Annotated in this window: 23 protein-coding genes; 5 read left to right on the forward strand and 18 right to left on the reverse strand. The window is 32.6% G+C overall.

Annotation, left to right across the window (positions count from 1 at the left end):
* Positions 1-3: 3 nt before the first annotated feature.
* The gene (locus H3T96_RS04205) at positions 4-351 is read right to left on the reverse strand and encodes an HIT domain-containing protein (protein ID WP_039131330.1); all 348 of its coding nucleotides are present in this window, start codon (positions 349-351) and stop codon (positions 4-6) included.
* A gap of 484 nt (positions 352-835) precedes the next feature.
* Between H3T96_RS04205 and rpsF the strand changes: the two genes are divergently transcribed.
* From rpsF to rplI, 4 genes are read left to right on the forward strand one after another with little or no spacing between them, the layout of a single operon-like run.
* Positions 836-1,219: a 30S ribosomal protein S6 gene (gene rpsF, locus H3T96_RS04210; protein ID WP_065737505.1), complete on the forward strand. Its 384-nt coding sequence runs from the start codon at positions 836-838 to the stop codon at positions 1,217-1,219.
* Positions 1,206-1,511, forward strand: a complete 306-nt coding sequence (priB, locus tag H3T96_RS04215) for a primosomal replication protein N (RefSeq protein WP_363317501.1) — start codon at positions 1,206-1,208, stop codon at positions 1,509-1,511. Before rpsF ends, priB begins: the two co-directional genes overlap by 14 nt.
* Positions 1,512-1,515: 4 nt before the next feature.
* On the forward strand, positions 1,516-1,743 hold the full coding sequence (gene rpsR / locus H3T96_RS04220; protein ID WP_025314965.1) for a 30S ribosomal protein S18: 228 nt from the start codon (positions 1,516-1,518) through the stop codon (positions 1,741-1,743).
* Positions 1,744-1,765: 22 nt separating this feature from the next.
* Positions 1,766-2,215, forward strand: coding sequence for a 50S ribosomal protein L9 (gene rplI / locus H3T96_RS04225; RefSeq protein WP_039129438.1), 450 nt, complete (start codon positions 1,766-1,768; stop codon positions 2,213-2,215).
* Positions 2,216-2,326: 111 nt separating this feature from the next.
* Here rplI and ggt read toward each other — a convergent pair whose 3' ends face one another.
* The 17 genes from ggt to H3T96_RS04310 all read right to left on the reverse strand — a co-directional run bounded on the left by ggt (position 2,327) and on the right by H3T96_RS04310 (position 16,838).
* Positions 2,327-3,973 carry a gamma-glutamyltransferase gene (ggt, locus tag H3T96_RS04230; protein ID WP_370545716.1) on the reverse strand — a complete coding sequence of 549 codons (1,647 nt, stop codon included), beginning with the start codon at positions 3,971-3,973 and terminating at the stop codon, positions 2,327-2,329.
* Positions 3,974-4,286: 313 nt separating this feature from the next.
* The gene (celB, locus tag H3T96_RS04235) at positions 4,287-5,636 is read right to left on the reverse strand and encodes a PTS cellobiose transporter subunit IIC (protein ID WP_144091654.1); all 1,350 of its coding nucleotides are present in this window, start codon (positions 5,634-5,636) and stop codon (positions 4,287-4,289) included.
* Positions 5,637-5,650: 14 nt separating this feature from the next.
* Positions 5,651-6,148, reverse strand: coding sequence for a hypothetical protein (locus H3T96_RS04240; protein ID WP_144091653.1), 498 nt, complete (start codon positions 6,146-6,148; stop codon positions 5,651-5,653).
* A 14-nt stretch (positions 6,149-6,162) separates the two neighbouring features.
* Complete coding sequence (locus tag H3T96_RS04245) at positions 6,163-6,501, reverse strand: PTS cellobiose transporter subunit IIA (protein ID WP_086326180.1); 339 nt, start codon at positions 6,499-6,501, stop codon at positions 6,163-6,165.
* Positions 6,502-6,503: 2 nt separating this feature from the next.
* A complete protein-coding gene (locus H3T96_RS04250) occupies positions 6,504-8,513 on the reverse strand; it encodes a BglG family transcription antiterminator (protein WP_144091652.1) in 2,010 nt (669 codons plus the stop codon).
* A 152-nt stretch (positions 8,514-8,665) separates the two neighbouring features.
* Positions 8,666-8,983, reverse strand: coding sequence for a PTS cellobiose transporter subunit IIB (locus H3T96_RS04255; protein WP_086326178.1), 318 nt, complete (start codon positions 8,981-8,983; stop codon positions 8,666-8,668).
* 24 nt (positions 8,984-9,007) lie between these two features.
* Positions 9,008-10,444 carry a 6-phospho-beta-glucosidase gene (locus H3T96_RS04260; RefSeq protein WP_144091651.1) on the reverse strand — a complete coding sequence of 479 codons (1,437 nt, stop codon included), beginning with the start codon at positions 10,442-10,444 and terminating at the stop codon, positions 9,008-9,010.
* Positions 10,445-10,712: 268 nt separating this feature from the next.
* The gene (locus H3T96_RS04265) at positions 10,713-11,051 is read right to left on the reverse strand and encodes a carboxymuconolactone decarboxylase family protein (protein ID WP_144091650.1); all 339 of its coding nucleotides are present in this window, start codon (positions 11,049-11,051) and stop codon (positions 10,713-10,715) included.
* 1 nt (position 11,052) lies between these two features.
* Positions 11,053-11,253 carry a hypothetical protein gene (locus H3T96_RS04270; protein ID WP_144091649.1) on the reverse strand — a complete coding sequence of 67 codons (201 nt, stop codon included), beginning with the start codon at positions 11,251-11,253 and terminating at the stop codon, positions 11,053-11,055.
* Positions 11,254-11,273: 20 nt separating this feature from the next.
* Positions 11,274-11,624 (reverse strand): RNA polymerase sigma factor, encoded by a 351-nt coding sequence (locus tag H3T96_RS04275; protein WP_198248594.1) that lies wholly within the window; start codon positions 11,622-11,624, stop codon positions 11,274-11,276.
* Positions 11,618-11,806, reverse strand: coding sequence for an RNA polymerase sigma factor (locus tag H3T96_RS04280; protein WP_198248595.1), 189 nt, complete (start codon positions 11,804-11,806; stop codon positions 11,618-11,620). Before H3T96_RS04280 ends, H3T96_RS04275 begins: the two co-directional genes overlap by 7 nt.
* Before the next feature lie 317 nt (positions 11,807-12,123).
* Positions 12,124-12,408 (reverse strand): YciI family protein, encoded by a 285-nt coding sequence (locus tag H3T96_RS04285; RefSeq protein ID WP_144091648.1) that lies wholly within the window; start codon positions 12,406-12,408, stop codon positions 12,124-12,126.
* Positions 12,409-12,540: 132 nt separating this feature from the next.
* Positions 12,541-12,768: a ChaB family protein gene (locus tag H3T96_RS04290; RefSeq protein WP_086326176.1), complete on the reverse strand. Its 228-nt coding sequence runs from the start codon at positions 12,766-12,768 to the stop codon at positions 12,541-12,543.
* A gap of 241 nt (positions 12,769-13,009) precedes the next feature.
* The gene (locus H3T96_RS04295) at positions 13,010-14,005 is read right to left on the reverse strand and encodes an MDR family oxidoreductase (protein ID WP_144091647.1); all 996 of its coding nucleotides are present in this window, start codon (positions 14,003-14,005) and stop codon (positions 13,010-13,012) included.
* Between the two features lie 202 nt (positions 14,006-14,207).
* A complete protein-coding gene (locus H3T96_RS04300) occupies positions 14,208-14,846 on the reverse strand; it encodes a TetR/AcrR family transcriptional regulator (RefSeq protein ID WP_144091646.1) in 639 nt (212 codons plus the stop codon).
* A gap of 182 nt (positions 14,847-15,028) precedes the next feature.
* Entirely contained in the window at positions 15,029-16,261 is a 1,233-nt protein-coding gene (gene sstT, locus H3T96_RS04305) for a serine/threonine transporter SstT (protein ID WP_086327534.1), read from the reverse strand.
* Positions 16,262-16,631: 370 nt separating this feature from the next.
* The gene (locus H3T96_RS04310) at positions 16,632-16,838 is read right to left on the reverse strand and encodes a hypothetical protein (protein WP_198248596.1); all 207 of its coding nucleotides are present in this window, start codon (positions 16,836-16,838) and stop codon (positions 16,632-16,634) included.
* A gap of 994 nt (positions 16,839-17,832) precedes the next feature.
* Between H3T96_RS04310 and H3T96_RS04315 the strand changes: the two genes are divergently transcribed.
* A complete protein-coding gene (locus H3T96_RS04315) occupies positions 17,833-18,681 on the forward strand; it encodes an aldo/keto reductase (RefSeq protein WP_144091645.1) in 849 nt (282 codons plus the stop codon).
* Positions 18,682-19,026: the final 345 nt, after the last annotated feature.

Consider the following 19,026-nt stretch of genomic DNA (forward strand, 5'->3'; position numbering starts at 1 on the left):
ACATTAACCTATTAATCTACCTAATTTTTTTCCACCCAATAAATGCATATGGATATGAAAGACTTCTTGCCCAGCATCTTCATTACAATTAACAATTAAACGATAACCACTTTTATCAATGCCTTCTTGCTTTGCAATTTTTGCAGCAATAATCATCATATGTCCAAGTACAATTTCATCTTCTTCTTGAACGTCATTAACGGTGGGGATAAGTTTATTTGGAATAATTAAAATATGCGTCGGTGCTTGAGGCGATATATCACGAAAAGCAGTCACTTTATCATCTTGAAAAACAATATCAGAAGGAATTTCTTTCCGAATAATTTTACTAAAAATTGTTTCCTGAGTCATCATAGTTCTCCTTTTGTTGTATGCCTAAAAGTAAAAATTTACACTAGGTTAAGCATAACATATTTTGACATTAATAATGTATAGATATCGTTACATTTTAGCGTTCAGTCATCTATTTCAATATAAAAAATAATGGTAACACTAACCTACTCACTATTTTAGTAAAATATTTATGTTTAATCAGAAAACAACAACATTATTGTCAAGAATGATTAACCAAAACAATTTTTAAATATAACTATAACATATTTTTTGTAAAAATTATTCAGGAGTCTATACCGTTTCATTGTTATTTTGGTCTAAATTTAACTTCTTAACATAAATTTAGACACGGTATGGGAACATCCTTAATATATTCATTTGTCAATTAAAATAAGTTGATATATAATGCCCCGTCGATTTCAACCGCTTATTTTCATGTTCCTTGCTTTCAATGGGTTGCGGTTGCCCCGACAGAAAGCTGATTAATCCGTAGGGAGCGATAATGCGTCATTACGAAATAGTATTTATGGTTCACCCAGATCAAAGTGAACAAGTACCGGGTATGATTGAACGTTATACTGGTACATTAACCGCTGATGGTGGTAAAATTCATCGTTTAGAAGATTGGGGTCGTCGTCAATTAGCCTATCCTATCGAAAAACTGCACAAAGCACATTATGTGTTAATGAACGTTGAAGCAACTCAAGAAGCTGTGAATGAGCTTGAAGATAACTTCCGTTTTAATGATGCGGTAATTCGCAGTTTAATTATGCGTACCAAAAATTCTGTAACTGAAACTTCACCTATGTTAAAAGCTAAAGATGAGCGTCGTAACTCTGAAGAAGATTTTAGCGAAGTAAACATGGACGATGATTCGGACGAATAATCGTTTAGTGTTATCGGGTATTGTAAAAAAAACACCGATACAAAAAATGAGTCCAAGTGGGATCTCGCATTGTCAGTTTTATTTAGAACATGTTTCTGAACAAATTGAAGCAGAACTTACCAGACAAGCATGGTGCATAATGCCCGTAATTGTTAGTGGACAACAAGAGTTAAGTTACATAAAAAAAGGCAGCAAAGTTTTAGTGAGCGGTTTTATAAGTACCCACACAAAACGCAATCAAACAAGTCAACTTGTTTTGCATGCTGACCAAGTTAAACTATTAGGAGAATAGCCAAATGGCACGTTATTTCCGTCGTCGCAAATTCTGCCGTTTTACAGCAGAAGGCGTTAAAGAAATTGATTATAAAGATGTTTCTTTATTAAAAAGCTATATCACAGAAAGTGGTAAAATTGTACCAAGCCGTATTACTGGTACTAGCGCAAAATATCAACGTCAATTAGCTCGCGCTATCAAACGCGCTCGTTACTTGGCATTATTACCATATACTGACAACCATCAGTAATTAGCAACAGAGGGAACATATAATGCAAATTATTCTACTCGATAAAGTTGCTAATTTAGGCAGCTTAGGTGATCAAGTTAATGTTAAAGCGGGTTACGCACGTAACTTTTTAATTCCACAAGGTAAAGCAGTACCAGCAACTAAAAAGAATATTGAATTCTTTGAAGCGCGTCGTGCTGATTTAGAAGCAAAACTTGCTGAAACATTAAAAGCCGCTGAACAACGTGTTAACGAAATTAACGCACTTGAAAAAGTAACCATTGCTTCTAAAGCTGGTGACGAAGGTCGTTTATTTGGTTCTATTGGTACTCGTGATATCGCTGATGCAGTTAAAGCTCGCGGTGTTCAAGTATCAAAAAGCGAAGTTCGTTTACCAAATGGTGTATTACGTACAACTGGTGAACACGAAGTGTTCTTCCAAGTACACAGCGAAGCTTTTGCTAAACTTATTATTGAAATTATTCCTGAATAATTATCATTCAATAAAATAACCCGTCAAACTGGCGGGTTTTTTTATGTATTAGTAATAATTTTTTAATACTAGTAAATAAATTGCTATAGCAACAAGAATGTTCTAAAAATTTTATTCTACAATTATTGCTTTACCTCGACCACGGATATCTGATACGGCATCAGGTTTATTATTGGTAATTTTTATAACCTGAATATCTCCACTAAAATCTTGTTGATAAAAGCTATATCCCATCTGCTCAAGTTCAGTTTTCAATTGCTTTGGTACATTATTTTGAAAACTTTCGATATAAATAACATTGCTTGGTAATAATTGATGATGATAACGCGACGCCTGTACAGCTTGTTTCAAAGTCATATGGTTATCAAAAACATTGGTTACAACTTGAAAAATAGAGGTAAAAATCCTTGAGCCACCTGGTGTACCAATAACCATTACCACATTATTATCTTTTATAAAAATACTGGGTGTCATCGAAGATAAAGGTCGTTTATTGGGTTCTATTCCATTTGCATCTTTACCTACAACACCAAACTGGTTAGCGACACCAGGTTTACTACTAAAATCATCCATCTCATTATTAAGTATAATACCGGTACCTTGCACAACGACAGCAGAACCAAACCAACCGTTCAGTGTATAAGTATTTGAAGCTGCATTACCCCATTTATCCACAATTGAAAAATGGGTTGTTTGTAATTTTTCTCCATTATCTAAACCTGGTTTAACCTGTTCTGTATTGGAAATGCTTTTTGGATTAACTTGTTTAGCCCTTTGAGACATATAATGAGTATTGATTAATTGGGAGACGGGTACGATTACAAAATCAGGATCCCCCATATATTCTGCTCGGTCGGCAAAAACACGTTTTTCTATTTCTGCCATTAGGTGAATATACTTTGATGAATTAACTTTAACACCTTCAAAATCATTCGCTAATTCTTGTTTCATTGATAATAGTTGAATTAAACCTACACCGCCTGAGCTTGGTGGTGGCGCAGTAACAACTTGCATATCCTGCCAATTTGCAACTAAAGGATCTCGCCATTTTGCTTGATAATTGGCTAAATCACTCTCCGTAATTAAACCATCGTTTTTTGCCATTTGCTCTGCAATTAATTTAGCGGTTTCTCCTTTATAAAATCCATCACTACCTTGCATTGCAATACGTTCTAATACTTTGCCAAGTTCAGGTTGTTTAAACATCTGTCCTTCTTGCATAGAACTAAAATAGCGCTTAAAGTAACCATTGGCTGGTGCTGTTGGTTCTATTTCTTGATAACGAGTTATTAGTTGCTTATTAACTCTGAATCCATCATTAGCAAAACGAATCGCTGGCGCCATAACTTCTTTCCAACTTAACCGACCAAAGCGTTGATGAACAGCCCACATGCCCGCAACAGTACCTGGAACACCTGACGCTTTATGAGAATATAAACTCAGATTGTCGATTACATTTTTTTTATCATCAAGAAACATATCTTTATCTGCTTTGCTAGGGGCAACTTCACGATAATCCATAAAATAAGGCTGTCCTTCAATCCAAAGTGTCATAAATCCCCCACCACCTATATTACCCGCTTCAGGATAAGTAACCGCTAATGTAAAAGCTGTTGCAACAGCAGCATCAACAGCATTACCTTCTTTGGATAACATCTCTTTGGCAGCGATGGCACCATAATAATCAGGAGAGGCAACCGCACCCGCTTCGAATTTAGGTTGAAGATTTTCAGCGGAAATAGCTTGCTGACTTATCATTAAAAACGCAATAAAACAGCTATACTTGATCCACCTACGTTTAAGATAGAACATTTTAAACCTCCTAAAGACAAATAATTAACATCTTCCTATAAATCAAAAAGATAAATTTTATATTGTGAATTTAATGAAAGAAGTAATAATCAATATAGCATAGAAAATCAAAGAGGCGAGTAAATAATGATCAGCACAAATAAAAGAAAGACTGTCTAAATTTGTGCTTTATTTAAATTTTAGGCTAAAACTTAGAAAAAATAAAAAGAGCATAAATAATGATATATAATTATCTACGCTCTTTTCAATTCATTGGCAATTAAGCTAATTGCTCTTGATTTGCAGCTTTAGCTTGTTCTTCTTTATATAGCTTATTGTCATAAATTTTTACAAATGGAAGATAAATTATCAATGCTAAGATTGCAGAGAGTATGGCTACAAACATAGCCCGATAATCACCACCAGTACCAATAAATGCACCTAAGCCCATTGGCGATGGCCAAGGTATCAACGCAATGATTGGATTCATAAAACCTGAACTTATAGCAAAGTAGCCTAGAGTACCGCATGCCATTGGTGCTAATAAGAATGGTAAAGCAAGATATGGGTTATATACGATTGGCATACCAAAAATGATTGGTTCATTAATGTTAAAAATCGCAGGAACCGCTGAGGCACGACCTAAAATCTTTAATTGGCTTGATTTAGCACAAAAAGCAATAAAGAATGTCATAAGAAGTGTTGAGCCCGAACCACCTAAAATGACTAGTGAGTTATTAAATTCACCCGCAAACGGAATGGCTGCTCCACCAACATTTTCATTCATATTGCTTAGCATTATCGGAGTAATAAAGGCACCGATAATACTTGCGCCATGAATACCAACAACCCAAAGAGCATGGATTAAAAATAGAATCACCATAATGCCAAGCCAGCTTTTAGTTAAATTAGTTACAAAGATAAACGGAATGCCGATGATATTAAAAATGTCAGTACCAAAATAAATCAAAACACCATTTAAAATAATAACTGTAAATGCGATGACAAATGTTGGAATGAGTGCTGTAAATGATCGTGATACTCCTAATGGAACGGTTTCAGGCATTTTAACTACCCAATTACGACGTACACACATAAAATAAAGTTGTGTTGCTAAAATTGCCATAACAATTGCAATAAAGATTCCTGAAGTTCCTAATCGAGCAACAAAAGGGCTTAGGCGTAAGCCGTTATAGACGGTTGCACTTTGATCATTAAATAACACCATCGATCCGTTTTGCATAACTAATTCTGGTAATGTCATGATGAAAGCAAAAACAGATAGCATTGCGCCATTAAGAGCATTAACTTTTAAACCAGTCTCTTCTTCCTCGATTTTAGTTAATTCATAACCGACAACAATGTTAAAATAAAGTGCTAATATTCCCATTGTTGCAGTATTAGCTATCATATAAAGATCTCTTACTCTGAAAACAGAATTATCAAAAGCTGTTTCCAATCCAGTAAAGGTCATCGGTAACGTATTAAACACTAAAAACATCGAGCCAACGATACAAAAAGGAACTGATGCCATTCCCGCCGCCATTACGGCTCGAACAATCTTAAACTGCGATATTTTTGCCATCGGAGTCATTAGATATTTTTGTAACAACACAAATCCGTTATTCATTTTGTTTTCCTCATTTAATTAATGATTTCTTGATAAGCTTGGATTCTTTTAAAATGTTTATCCTCATTACGCTCAATCTTTTTCAGTTTAAGCAGTATAAAAATAGTAAAAACTAAGCTTGCTGCCAAAATTCCTAATAATACGTTTAAAGTCTCTTGTGAATATTTTAAAAATGGAAAGAAAAAGTGAAATAATGGGGTATAAATTGAAACAATTAACGTAATGATACTTAACAACATTATCCGATAGAAAAGACTAGCATATCGTAAATGGTTTTGATGATTTCGATAAAGTCTAATCTGCTCAAAACTGGTTAAGGTAGCAAGCAAAATAAGCAATAGTGGTAATAAAATGCCAACCGATAAGCTCCCCATAAAAAAAACAGCCCAATAGAGGTTTAAAAATAGAAAAAATGCCGTGGTATAACGAACCGCTAAAAAACGATTAAAATAGAGATTAGTCAAACTCATTTTTTTATGTGTTTTAAGTTGGCTTTCTAATTGAGAATCCATAGCTGACCTCTTAATTAACTGGATAACTTGTATGTTTGTTGATATAGATGAGACATCTCAATAGCAATTTCACGAAGCGTCATTGTGGTCATCAAATGATCTTGAGCATGAACCATGATAATTTCCATTTCAATTTTAGTCCCATTAGCATAAGACTGAAGTAGTCCTGTTTGCGACTCATGGGCTTCTAAAATCTCATCATTCGCTTCATCTAAAAGCTGATTAGCTTTATCAAACTCACCCTTTCGCATCAATTCGAAAGCCGAATGGATTTTGGTTTTAGCATTACCACTGTGCAAAATAATATTGAAAGCAGTAATTTGAATATCCTCTGAGCTCATTTTGTCATTCATTGCTACGCTCCTTTTTCAATTAGTTGGATAAAAAGTGATTTAAATTGATTAAAATCTGAAATGTCTAACATCGCCTGTTGCATGGGTAAATCATCAATTAAGTTGACGATTGCTTTTGTCATCATGGCTAAGTTTGAATTTTGATAAATTGATGGTGAAATCATAAAAACAAATTTAACGTTTTGATAATTGTCATCCCAAAACAAACCATCGGGAATCACAGCAATGGCTATTTTCGCTATCTTGCCAACCGGTATAGCAGGATGTGGAACCACAATTGTTGGACTAAAGAGTATTTCGCCAATAGCCATACGTTTTTCCATTTGCTTTTTCATCTCTTGTTTGAAGTTTTTAACTTCATTAACGGATAATAGATCAACTAAATGATCTAATACGGTTTGTTTAGTTGGCTTTCGATGGCACAAATAAAAATAATCAGCAGCAATATCATCAAAAATCTGAGCAATATAATTCGAGTGATTTTGCTTCTTGTGTTCTGTTGTTATTGGTAAGGAATCTTTAGGTAATAAATTGGGCGTTTGTCTATGAGAAAGATATCGACGAATTGCTTGAACATCCTCTTCACCCAAAAATACCGATACATGAAATACGGGGACTTTAAATACTTTTGATGATAAATCGACAGATGAAATAATAAAGTCAATATCATTTATCATTTCGGGTTCAATTTCATAGTAACCACGGGTTGCAACTATTTTTACACGCTCATCAAATTCGCTCTGAACCCGATTTTTTAATAATTGTGCACTGCCTACTCCTGTTGCACAAATGATCAAAACTTTAGCCTTCTGTTCGTTTTTTAACTTTTCAAGTGAAGCTAAAAAATGCAGCGCCAGATACCCCCATTCATCATCATTGACCTTATACTTATTTAAACTAGGTAATTGGTTTAAATAACGTTTAACTAACATAAAAACTTCTAAATATTGATCCTTAATTTCATCTATTAATGGATTTTCTAATTTTATATTTTGTTCTAAACGCACTAGCATAGGTTTTAGGTGTTGAATTAATCCATTTTTCAATTGTTCATCATGCCAAAAAGGGTAACTAGTCTCTTGTTGAATTTTTAGAAGTAAATTGGTTAATGATGAGCAGAGTTCATCATCAAGAACATCTTGAATTAAATTTGATTTACTCATCAAATGTAAAGTAAGATACATTTGCTCTTCTTTCGGAAAGTGAAAACCAATTACAGATTCAATGCGTGCAATGATTTTATTGGCAACTTGGTATTCAAGCGTTGTACTGGTTGAAACGGGCAAATCAAGATTTTGAATAGAAAGTCCTGATTGTAAACGCTTAATGCTTAGTGATAAATGCAATACAATATTTTGAATCATTACATCAGATAATTTGATATTTGCTTCACGACACTCATCTAAAATAATGATAGTAAGAGTATCAAAGCTAATAGCTTCACATGATTGATTGAAATAAGATAAATGGTGTAAAAAATTAATCGAATCTTCATGGAAAAAGTAACTCATTATAAAATGACGTTTGGCTTTTTCTTCACCATCGACAAAAATTAAAGATCGATTTTTTTTAAGGGTTAATTCATAGGTCTGTAATTGAGATTTTATCTCAGCAATATCTTTATTTAATTGTGATGAACTAATATATAGCTGTTCAGATAACTCTTCAACATCAACTTTTTGACTCTCTAGTAATAACAAATTAAGGATAAAATGTTTCCGCTCACTGGCTTCACGACATTGAGATTGTTCAAGATTTTTATCTAATAAATGATGTTCAATTAAAAATAAGTTAAACGAAGTTCTATCTAAAATTTCTAACTGGAAGCCATAGCCTTGCTTACTGACTATATTGCCACCATTGCGTTCAATTAAAGTTTTTAAATCTTTAAGGTAAGTACGTACTGTACGGTCAGATAAGGATAATTCAGTAGCAAGTTCTTGGCTACTTTTATATTCATTTTTAGAACGAACTAGTAAACTAATGAGTTCTCGTTGTTTATGTTTTATCATTATCTACTATACCTAAGCTATTAACTAAATCTATCCTAAATGGTTAAATTATTGAAAGAACACTCAAAAACTTGAACCATTTTTATGATGCGATCACTTAATTAAGCAATCGCATCATATTTAGATCGGTAGAACTGGGATTTTCTTAATTTTTAATTAATATTATCCTCAACTAATTTAGCTAACTGCTCTATACCCGATTGAATAGGGATATAGGCTTGAAATGGAATACTGACTACTGGTTTACCTACTTCATCACCTAATGCTTTTAATTTATCAAACATCATCATGGTTTGAGGGCTAATTAAAAACAGTGCAAAATCACTATTTTTAATCATATTGCTGCCTTGTGTTGCCGATACCGCATCAAGCTCAATAGGTTTATTTTGGCTAGCAAAAAATTCAGTTACCTTTTTAGCCATAAGTGATGATGACATACCTGCAGCACAAATAATTAACGCTTTTTTCATAATCTCTCCTAATGAATTTTATCGTTATAAAGTTTCACCATTTGTCTCAATGACTTTTTTATACCAAGCAAATGAATCTTTTCGACTACGTTTTAAGGTTCCATTGCCTTTATTGTCTTTATCGACGTAGATAAAACCGTAACGTTTTTCCATTTCGCCAGTTCCTGCTGAAACTAAATCAATACAGCCCCAAGGGGTATATCCCATCAATTCAACGCCATCTTCTTCAACGGCTAACTTCATTTGTTTTATATGCTCACGTAAATATTCAATTCGATAAGTATCATGAATACTTCCATCCGCTTCAACTTTGTCATAGGCACCAAAACCATTTTCAACAATGAAAAGTGGCAAACGGTAAGTATCGGTTAACCAATTTAATGTATAACGTAAGCCTTCAGGGTCAATTTGCCACCCCCAATCGGATTTTTTGACATACTGATTACCGACTAAATCAGTTTTTTCATTATAATCAAAATGGTCATTACCCTTATTGTGTCTAACCACATTCGACATGTAATAACTAAATCCAATATAGTCAACTGTTCCTTTCGTTAACACTTCCAAATCTTGTGGGGTAATATCAAGTTTAATGTTTTTACGTTGCCAATATTTTTTTATGTAATTTGGGTATTCACCATGAACATGGACATCAGTAAAGAAATACTTACGTTCCATGACTTTTTGAGCCATTAAGATATCGCTTGGTTTGCATGTTTCTGGATAGATTGGTACTAAAGCAATCATACAACCAATCTCAAAATCAGGATTAATCGCATGACCAATTTGTACTGCTTTAGCACTAGCAACTAATTCATAATGTGCGGCTTGATACATGATTTCTTCGCGATTATCGCCTGGTTTATAATAAATACCAGAGTTAGTGAATGGGGCAAAATCTTCGTTAAAATTAGCTTGGTTATTGATTTCGTTAAAAGTCATCCAATATTTAACTTTATTCTTATAGCGATCAAAACACACCGCTGCAAAGCGAACAAAGAAATCGATTAATTTTCGATTTCGAAAACCGCCATATTCGGTAACTAAATAATAAGGTAACTCAAAGTGCGAAAGGGTAACAACTGGCTCAATGTTATATTTCAAACACTCATCGAAAAGATCATCATAAAACTTCAGACCTTCTTCATTTGGTTCAAGCTCATCACCTTTCGGAAAAATACGAGTCCAAGCAATTGAGGTTCGAAAACATTTGAAACCCATTTCAGCAAAAAGTTTAATATCATCTTTGTAATGATGATAAAAATCGATAGCTTCATGATTAGGATAATATTCTCCTGGAATAATGCCTTCCGTGATTTTTCGATAACTTTTTGGCGATCCAACAGTCATCACATCAGCAACACTAGGACCCTTACCACCAGCTTGCCAAGCACCTTCTAATTGATGAGCGGCAACAGCTCCTCCCCATAAAAAACCTTTTGGTAAACCTTTATTATTCATAATCAAGTACCTATATTTATTGACATTTCAACTTCAGTATAAAAGGAAAAATAATTAATTACTAACCAACTTTTTCCTTATTGATAAGGAAAAATAATAAATAAAAACATAATAAGGAAAATTTATCTTACATTAAGATAAAGAGATAAAATTGGAGAAGAAAAGATAAAAATGCCATCTAATTAGATAGTTGAATAGTAAAATTTGGCAGTTTAACTATTTTCTTAATTACTGCCATTTTTTAAAATACGATTAAACTAAATAAAATTTAACTATTATTTTGTTCAAACAGGCGCATTGCTAACAGACCATGAGCCATGGTTGCGCCAGCTCTTACCGATGCGGAAATCGAAATCAATTCAGCCAACTCATCAACACTTACCCCTGCCCGTTTTGCACCTTTAACATGAACATCGATACAATAAGCACATTGCATCGTAAGCGCTATAGCTAATGCAATTAATTCTCGTGTTTTTGTTGGAATAACTCCATCAGTTCGCTTAATCGTCTGCTGATCAAAATGTATAAATGCTTGGGTTTCATTGGGGGCATATTTCAATAAAGAAGCAAGATATTTAAAATCATTACTTGATTGATAATTACTCATGTTATTCTCCTTTTTGTATTTGTCGTTTTTTAATTAAACCGAAAAACCAACAAGCAGGACAGCCTCGTAACAAAAGAACTGCACAAAGAATAAAAAACAGTTGTGTAACAAGTGAAAGTTGAAATACAAAGATTCCTATAATCAACATAACTGCACCCAACCCTCTTATTAAATGTAAAGTTATTGAATTACGACAATACATAATGCTCTCCTATTGTTAATTTAAATATTAGAAATTTTTTGTGAATTAATTTGTTCTTTTATTATTGTTCTAGCTCGGTGCAATCTGCTTTTTACGGCTTGGACACTAATGCCTAATTTGGTCGCAACTTCAGGAGAGGAATATTCCTGAACATCTTTTAAAATTAGGACTTCTCGATAGATTAATGGCAAAACAATAATTGCATTAATTAAGTCAATTTTTAGATCCATATCAAGGTATGTTGCAGGCAAATTATCAAGTTCAAAGTCTGAATTAATAGTTTTTGAGCGCCTAATTTTAAATAACCGATAGCATTCTCGTTCAACTATACGAAATAACCATCCTGTAAACGTTGCTACTGTTTTTAACATCCCATTTTTCGATATAACTGCCATAATGCAATTTGAACAGTATCCTCAACATCTTCTGAGGTTGAACATGTTCTTCGAGCGAATCGTTTAATATCGGGCTGACAAATCAACAATAACTTTTCAATTGCTTGTTGATCTCCCTGACAAGCTAATTTGATTAGTTGTTCTCTGTTTTTACTCATGTTTTTTTAATCTTTATTTAATCCGTCATACTCGAATAGTAAAATTAAATGAATTTAATATCATTTTATTTATTAAATAACATACATATATAGAGGCTCAAAAAAGCAAAAAAGGTTCACAGTTTCAATTAATTTTTTTGAATGGTTATGTTTAAAGATAGGATTGATTAGATAAGCGAATATGAAAGTTTAAATTTTAGATAATTAACATTATATTTATTTTATCAAATGGATGATATAACTGTTTAATTTTTAAATTAAAGATCGATATTGATGTTCCATGTTATTAAAAATAAATTTTAAACAATCGACAATAATTAAATAAATACTTCAAACTCTTTTGCATATTTTGTAGGGATAAATTCTATCAGTTCATATTCGGCAATGTGGTGAATATAGAACGGATCTTCTTGTATGATTGACATGGCTTGTTCATGACTATCAGCACAACAAAGAATTACACCACCTTTGCGAGGTACTTTGCGACCAGAAGCAATAAAATGCCCTGATTGATAATAGTGTTCTAGATATTCAATATGTTGTGGTAAATATTTTTCTACTTCATTAATGGGTTTAAGATAGGTAAGAGAAAAAATAAACATTTTAATTCCTTGATTTAAATATAAATTAAGCCAACCATACATGTTGGCTTAGATTTTATACTATCTTTTTATTGATTATTAATCAATAGTATTAATAAATGTTAAAACAAAGAATATTTATCATTTAGGTGATTATTTAGCAACCCATTTGCCATTTTCATCTTTATGATAAAGCTTCTCAACCGCCGACCAAGCAACTCGAAACGCAATTTGTTCAGGCGAACTATTGTCTCGTCGTTTTTTAGGATCTTGATACTCTTTCATTGCATTATTAAAAGCTTCTTTAAAAATATCTTGAGCATGGGCAGGTAGAACATGTCGAACCGATTCAGGTAGATCATCTCGTGTTTGATAAGGCATATCACATTTCCCCTCTTTAAATTACTCACTAAATATTGATAATTTTAAACGGTCATTGCGAACTTTACTTTCAAAACAGCTTACTTAGATTGAATTTATTCTGATTTCACAGGAAATACAAGGATAATTACTGAATTAATCCTTTTTGTTTACATTTAAATCGATTATTTACTTAACTTGAATGAGCGGTGAATATTTTACACCGCTAAATCATAAGAAATTTATATAGTTAATTTTTTCGTTAATGATTAACATCAACCACAAAACGCCCTTTAATTTGTCCAGCTATCATTTTATTAGCTATGTCAGGGCATTCATTTAAGGTAACTGTTTGGCCTATATGAGAAAATAGTTTTTCATCAAAATGTTGTGCTATTAATTGCCATGCAGCAACCCGTTTACCATAGCTCGCCATCACACTATCAACACCTGCTAATGTCACGCCACGTAAAATAAAAGGTGCAACCGTTGCCGGTAAATCCATACCTTGAGCAAGACCACAACAAGTGACAATACCACCATATTGAGTTTGTGCACAAATGTTTGCTAATGTATACGAACCAACCACATCAATTGCTGCTGACCATTGTTCTTTTTGTAATGGCCGATTAGGCTCTTTTAATGATTGACTATCAATAATCTCGACCGTACCCAGTTTATGTAAATAATCTTCATCATTCATTTTACTGGTTGAGGCGGTGACCTGATAACCTAATTTACTCAATAATGCGATAGCAACTGAACCAACGCCACCTGTAGCGCCTGTAACTAAAATTTTGCCATCTTCTGGTTTAACGCCAAAATCAACAATACGCAAAACACATAAAGCAGCTGTATACCCTGCAGTACCAATAATCATTGATTGATAAGGAGTTAGATTGCATGGTAATGGAATTAGCCAATCTGATTTCAAATAGGCATATTGAGCAAGGCATCCCCAATGTGTTTCACCGCACCCCCAACCATTCAAAATAACCAAATCATCTGGTTTATAACGACCACTTTGACATTCAATTACCATCCCTACACCATCAATACCTGGAACCATTGGCCATTGTCTAACAATAGGACTTTTATTGGTCAATGCTAATGCATCTTTATAATTAATACTTGAATATTGTATTTTTACTAAGGTATCGCCTTGTTGTTGAAGTAGTTGTTGTTTCGTTATGGTTTTCAATGAATGGGAAAACCCAGTAACCTCATTTTTCTCTAAAATAATGGCATTGAATGACATACATATTCCTTATTGTGTAATGGATAATAAACCAATAGATAATTGACTCACTGAAATAGTTGGCTCGTCAGTTAGATAATTTATTTACCATTAATAGACGAATGGTCTAAAAATTATAGACCGATCGTCTAGTTAAAAGCAATAAATTATATTTGGACAAGGTTTAAAAAAATAAATTTATAATATATTAGGATGTTACATTCTATTTAATCATCATATTAATGAAAATAGTTATAAATGTATCTAACGGCTCTGATTTTTTTAGCAATTTGCTACGTGTTACCGCACCTTCCCAGCCTAACCAAAAAAATTCAGATAATAATTTACAATCAATGTTTGCGTTGATTTCACCTGATTTTCTTGCCAATTCAAGGCATTTTTCTATTTTAACTTGCCAACTTTGCAAAACCTGTTCAAGCAGTTGCGCATAACCTTGAGGTAAGAGTGATTCTTCTTGAATTAATTCGCCAATTAAGCATCCACGATTATAATCATACTTTGCCATACCTTGCTTTGCATCTTCGCAAAAAGCTTTAATTCGGGCGATAGGTGATTTAATCGACGAATCATTTAAATGCTTATCTAATTTATGAGCAAAAAAACTATCATAACTGGCTATGATTGCTTTTCCAAAGTCTTCCTTACTTTTGAAGTAATAATAAAAGGAACCTTTGGGCACGCCTACCTGCTTTAAAATATTTTCAATATTTGATGAAATGTACCCATATGTGGTCATCAATTCTACTCCACTACGAATCAGTGCAGCTCTTGTCTCATTACCTTTTTTTGTATTACCTTTTTTGGGAAATGTCGAAGCAGAAATAGTTTGATTAGATGGCATAAGATTCCAATATTTTACGTGAATATAATTGATTGAATTTTGAATTATGATAAATAGTCATATCAATAAATGCAATAATTTGCCTGATGACTAAATCTATTGGTTAATAAAAAAGCCTGATAAATTTTTTTATCAGGCTGTTGAGATAAGTATAAGCTAACGGTTATCTACATATTTTAAAACTATTTTGTCTTATTACGTTGGACTTTTTCTGATACTGCACCGATAAATACGACATCACTAGATGAATTAAGCGCAGTTTCAACAGAATCTTGAATTACACCAATAGCAATCCCGATACCAATGACTTTTGCTGAAATTTCGTTAGGTATACCAAACATACTACAAGCAACGGGAATAAGCAATAAAGACCCGCCTGCGATACCGGATGCACCACATGCGCATACGCTCGTCACAATACAAAGTAATACCGCAGAAAAAATATCCACTTCTATATGCAAAGAATTAACGGTCGCTAAAGTTAAAATAGTGATAGTGATTGCCGCACCTGACATATTAATAGCCGCACCTAATGGTACTGCTACGGAATAGGTATCTTCATCCATTTTTAATCTTTTGCAAATTTCGATATTAACCGGAATATTTGCTGCTGAACTACGAGTAAAGAATGCTGGGATGGCACTATCTTTTAATGAAGTCAAAACGAGTGGAAATGGATTTTTACGCATAACAATATACGCTAATAATGGATTAATAATTAATGCCACAATTAACATACAAGACACTAATACGACTATTAGATGGGCATATTTAAGTAATTCCCCAAAACCTGTTTCTGCAAGAGTTGAGGCAACTAAACCAAATACGCCTAATGGTGCAAAGCGAATAATAATTCTTACAATGAATGAAATTGCTAAAGACAGATCGTTCATCATTGTTTTGGTCGTTTCACTTGAGTGCCTTAACGCAATCCCAATACCAACGCCCCAAATTATAAGACCAATATAGTTAGCATTAACCAACGCATTTACTGGATTGTCGATCATTTTGTTAAACAACGTTTTTAACACTTCAATAATACTACCTGGAGGGGTTAATTTGCTTTGGTCAGCGGCATCTCCTAATGAAATAACAGAAGGAAAGATAAAACTAGCAACCGTTGCTAATAATGCGGCCAATATCATTCCAGAAAAATAAAGCGTAAGAAGTTCACCCATATTAGCGCGTTTACCATGTTGGTGATTGGATATTGAAGCAATAACTAAAATAAGAACCAAAATAGGAGCGACGGATTTTAAGGCATTAATAAAAAGTGCTCCAATAAAGGACATATCTAATGCAAGATCTTTCGAAATAGCGGCTAATGCAATACCTAAAATTAATCCCAATATAATTTGCGGTATCAGCCCTACTTTAAAATAAATACGAACCAATCTATTAGTTGAATGAGGCATAGTATTTCCCTATTTAATAATGTAACGGCAAAACATTACCATAATTGAACAGTAAAACTATAAAAAAATTATTATGATAACTATTTTTTATATCACATTATTCAATTATTAAGATTTATTATTCCTTTTTATATACAAGGATATTAAAAATAATTGGCGAGAGATCATGATTTTATAAATATTTAGAAATTAAAAAACAGTAGCAAGTCATTGTTTTTAGCAATAATTAGATAGTAACGTTTAAAAAATGTTGGACGATTTACATGTTAAGCAACATTTTAAATATAATTGATTAATGGACAACTTATCGTTATACATCATAACTTTAAAGATATTATTAATTGTGTAATAAATTTAGAAAATATCTAGGCTAATCTTTAACAACAACTCCTTTACCTGTGATAAAAAACTGATTACCCGCTATATAATGCAACGTCTTCATTTCATTACTTATCTCATCAAACTGCCAATGACCATTTTCATGAATATGATCGTCAGCCCATGCACCGACAACTTCACCAATTAATAGATTGTAATTTTGCTGGTTATATTCTTCAGTGATCAGAAGACAGATCAACCAAGCAGCATAGTCTTTTACGAGAGGTACATCAAAACCATCTTGTTAAAATAACTCAATGTGGTTATCGGCTAATTTGCTTGGATTATCAAAATAACTTTGTGTAACTGCGCCAATAACTTGTTCAGCCTGTCTGGCAATGGGAACTTGTATTGCAAATTTCTAGCTCTTTTCGATGAGTTGCCGTGTGAATGACTTTTTGTCTAGTAACTGCTGTCAATTTTGCATGAAACATATCTAATGAGCAGATCCAAGATGCTGACATAACATTTTCAGTATTATCATTGTCTGCTAAACAATTACCGTTATCCCATGATTCAGTAAGCGGTAAGATTTATCTAGAGGTACAGGACGAATCGTCATTTTATTTTTTTATTAATATATTAGTAAATTCTTTTAGATTTTCTCTAAAAAATACCGAAATTCAACAATAGTAATCTGATAAAATTATTATATAAATCGAAATGATTTGCACTTTCAATCATAACTGAATCTTTGTATTTAATAACAGAGTTTTAAACATTTTCAAAATCGCTTAAAACATCAATATTCATACAATAATATAAGTATCATCTAACAGAATCCTCAATGTTTTACTATTAATACCAAAAAATAATCATATACAAATAACGCAACTTCTAATATGCGATAAATTAAAATTGCAATAGTATTGTTCAGTAAATTATCTTGTAACTAAAGTAGATAAAAAAGCAAATCAATCTATCAAACCTTAATGAATTAAAAAAATTTACAGTTATCAAAAAATGTATTGGAATTTATTCTAACTAAATTAATCCTAATAAAACTATCTGATGACGTTTAATAATTAAACTAAACGCAAACGATAGATGATTGTTCGTAAAGTTGTTGGCATACAAAACTTTATTTTAACTGATTAATATTTTTAGCTTTACTAAATAATATAATTGATAAATAATCATAAAATACAATAACACTCGGTATTTTCAGTTAATTTTTTGTAGAGGTGATCATTATGATAAAGAAAAAATTAAATAATGGGATCGAGATGCCAACTTTAGGATTTGGTGTTTATCAAATTGATGAAAAGCATTGTGAACAAGCAGTATTAGATGCAATTGATGTTGGTTATCGCCTGATTGACACTGCAACCGCTTATCAAAATGAACGCCAAGTCGGAAATGCAATTAAAGTTAGTGGGATTGACCGAAAAGATCTATTTATTACCACCAAACTTTGGTTAAACCGAGCTAGTTATGAAGGTACTAAAATCCAATTTGAACAATCATTAAATTTATTACAAGTGGATTATATTGATTTATATTTAATCCACCAACCTTTTGGTGATATTTATGGTGCTTGGCATGCAATGGAAGAGCTCTACGAGCAAGGAAAAATTAAAGCCATTGGTGTCAGTAATTTTCAGCCAGATCGTTTAGCTGATTTAATGGCCTTTAATAAAATAAAACCAGCTGTAAATCAAATAGAAGTTAATCCATTTAACCAGCAATTACAAGCAGCTCCTTGGATGCAAAGTAAAACGATTCAGCCTGAAGCATGGGCACCGTTTGCAGAAGGAAAAAATGATATTTTCAATCATCCTGTTTTAACCACCATTGGTAATAAGTATAATAAATCAGTTGGTCAAGTTATTTTACGCTGGTTAATACAACGCCAAATTGTCTGTTTAGCAAAATCAGTAAGAAAAGAACGTATGACCGAAAATTTTAATATATTTGATTTTAAACTTTCAAATCAAGATATGATCGATATTACCGCAATTGATACTGCGACCAGTGCATTTTTCTCACATCGAGATCCTGCAGTTGTAGAGTGGCTGACTAAACGCCGACCTAATATTTAACTTTAAAATTGTAATATAGATTGAATATTAATAAACATCATGATCGCCTCCAAAAAAGGGGGGGCTTTTAACCCCTTTAAAAAGTCTGAGTTAATTTTATCTATGTCTAATGATAGTAAATATTTAGTGCAACAAGTTGATTGCATTCTAAACAAGACTAATTTTAGAAAAAGTAAGATTCAGATCTTCGCTAGAAATCCTATAACAATTTATCTTTAAGATTAAAATATAAAAACTGTAATATCACTTTTTAATCCAGCTGTATGACGTTGATATCGATAATAATGCGTTTAGATATGGTTATTCTGAATCAAGTTGTTTGAATAAAGTTTTTAGAAAATATTT

This window comes from Gilliamella sp. W8136 (genome assembly GCF_016101285.1).
Classification (GTDB): Bacteria; Pseudomonadota; Gammaproteobacteria; order Enterobacterales; family Orbaceae; genus Gilliamella; species Gilliamella apicola_N.

What these genes read in the sequence shown, in the direction of transcription:
- H3T96_RS04205 (WP_039131330.1), bottom strand. Translation starts at nt 351, where the DNA reads ATGACTCAGGAAACAATTTTTAGTAAAATTATTCGGAAAGAAATTCCT.
- rpsF (WP_065737505.1), top strand. Translation starts at nt 836, where the DNA reads ATGCGTCATTACGAAATAGTATTTATGGTTCACCCAGATCAAAGTGAA.
- rpsR (WP_025314965.1), top strand. Translation starts at nt 1,516, where the DNA reads ATGGCACGTTATTTCCGTCGTCGCAAATTCTGCCGTTTTACAGCAGAA.
- rplI (WP_039129438.1), top strand. Translation starts at nt 1,766, where the DNA reads ATGCAAATTATTCTACTCGATAAAGTTGCTAATTTAGGCAGCTTAGGT.
- ggt (WP_370545716.1), bottom strand. Translation starts at nt 3,973, where the DNA reads ATGATAAGTCAGCAAGCTATTTCCGCTGAAAATCTTCAACCTAAATTC.
- celB (WP_144091654.1), bottom strand. Translation starts at nt 5,636, where the DNA reads ATGAATAACGGATTTGTGTTGTTACAAAAATATCTAATGACTCCGATG.
- H3T96_RS04240 (WP_144091653.1), bottom strand. Translation starts at nt 6,148, where the DNA reads ATGGATTCTCAATTAGAAAGCCAACTTAAAACACATAAAAAAATGAGT.
- H3T96_RS04245 (WP_086326180.1), bottom strand. Translation starts at nt 6,501, where the DNA reads ATGAATGACAAAATGAGCTCAGAGGATATTCAAATTACTGCTTTCAAT.
- H3T96_RS04250 (WP_144091652.1), bottom strand. Translation starts at nt 8,513, where the DNA reads ATGATAAAACATAAACAACGAGAACTCATTAGTTTACTAGTTCGTTCT.
- H3T96_RS04255 (WP_086326178.1), bottom strand. Translation starts at nt 8,983, where the DNA reads ATGAAAAAAGCGTTAATTATTTGTGCTGCAGGTATGTCATCATCACTT.
- H3T96_RS04260 (WP_144091651.1), bottom strand. Translation starts at nt 10,444, where the DNA reads ATGAATAATAAAGGTTTACCAAAAGGTTTTTTATGGGGAGGAGCTGTT.
- H3T96_RS04265 (WP_144091650.1), bottom strand. Translation starts at nt 11,051, where the DNA reads ATGAGTAATTATCAATCAAGTAATGATTTTAAATATCTTGCTTCTTTA.
- H3T96_RS04270 (WP_144091649.1), bottom strand. Translation starts at nt 11,253, where the DNA reads ATGTATTGTCGTAATTCAATAACTTTACATTTAATAAGAGGGTTGGGT.
- H3T96_RS04275 (WP_198248594.1), bottom strand. Translation starts at nt 11,624, where the DNA reads ATGTTAAAAACAGTAGCAACGTTTACAGGATGGTTATTTCGTATAGTT.
- H3T96_RS04280 (WP_198248595.1), bottom strand. Translation starts at nt 11,806, where the DNA reads ATGAGTAAAAACAGAGAACAACTAATCAAATTAGCTTGTCAGGGAGAT.
- H3T96_RS04285 (WP_144091648.1), bottom strand. Translation starts at nt 12,408, where the DNA reads ATGTTTATTTTTTCTCTTACCTATCTTAAACCCATTAATGAAGTAGAA.
- H3T96_RS04290 (WP_086326176.1), bottom strand. Translation starts at nt 12,768, where the DNA reads ATGCCTTATCAAACACGAGATGATCTACCTGAATCGGTTCGACATGTT.
- H3T96_RS04295 (WP_144091647.1), bottom strand. Translation starts at nt 14,005, where the DNA reads ATGTCATTCAATGCCATTATTTTAGAGAAAAATGAGGTTACTGGGTTT.
- H3T96_RS04300 (WP_144091646.1), bottom strand. Translation starts at nt 14,846, where the DNA reads ATGCCATCTAATCAAACTATTTCTGCTTCGACATTTCCCAAAAAAGGT.
- sstT (WP_086327534.1), bottom strand. Translation starts at nt 16,261, where the DNA reads ATGCCTCATTCAACTAATAGATTGGTTCGTATTTATTTTAAAGTAGGG.
- H3T96_RS04315 (WP_144091645.1), top strand. Translation starts at nt 17,833, where the DNA reads ATGATAAAGAAAAAATTAAATAATGGGATCGAGATGCCAACTTTAGGA.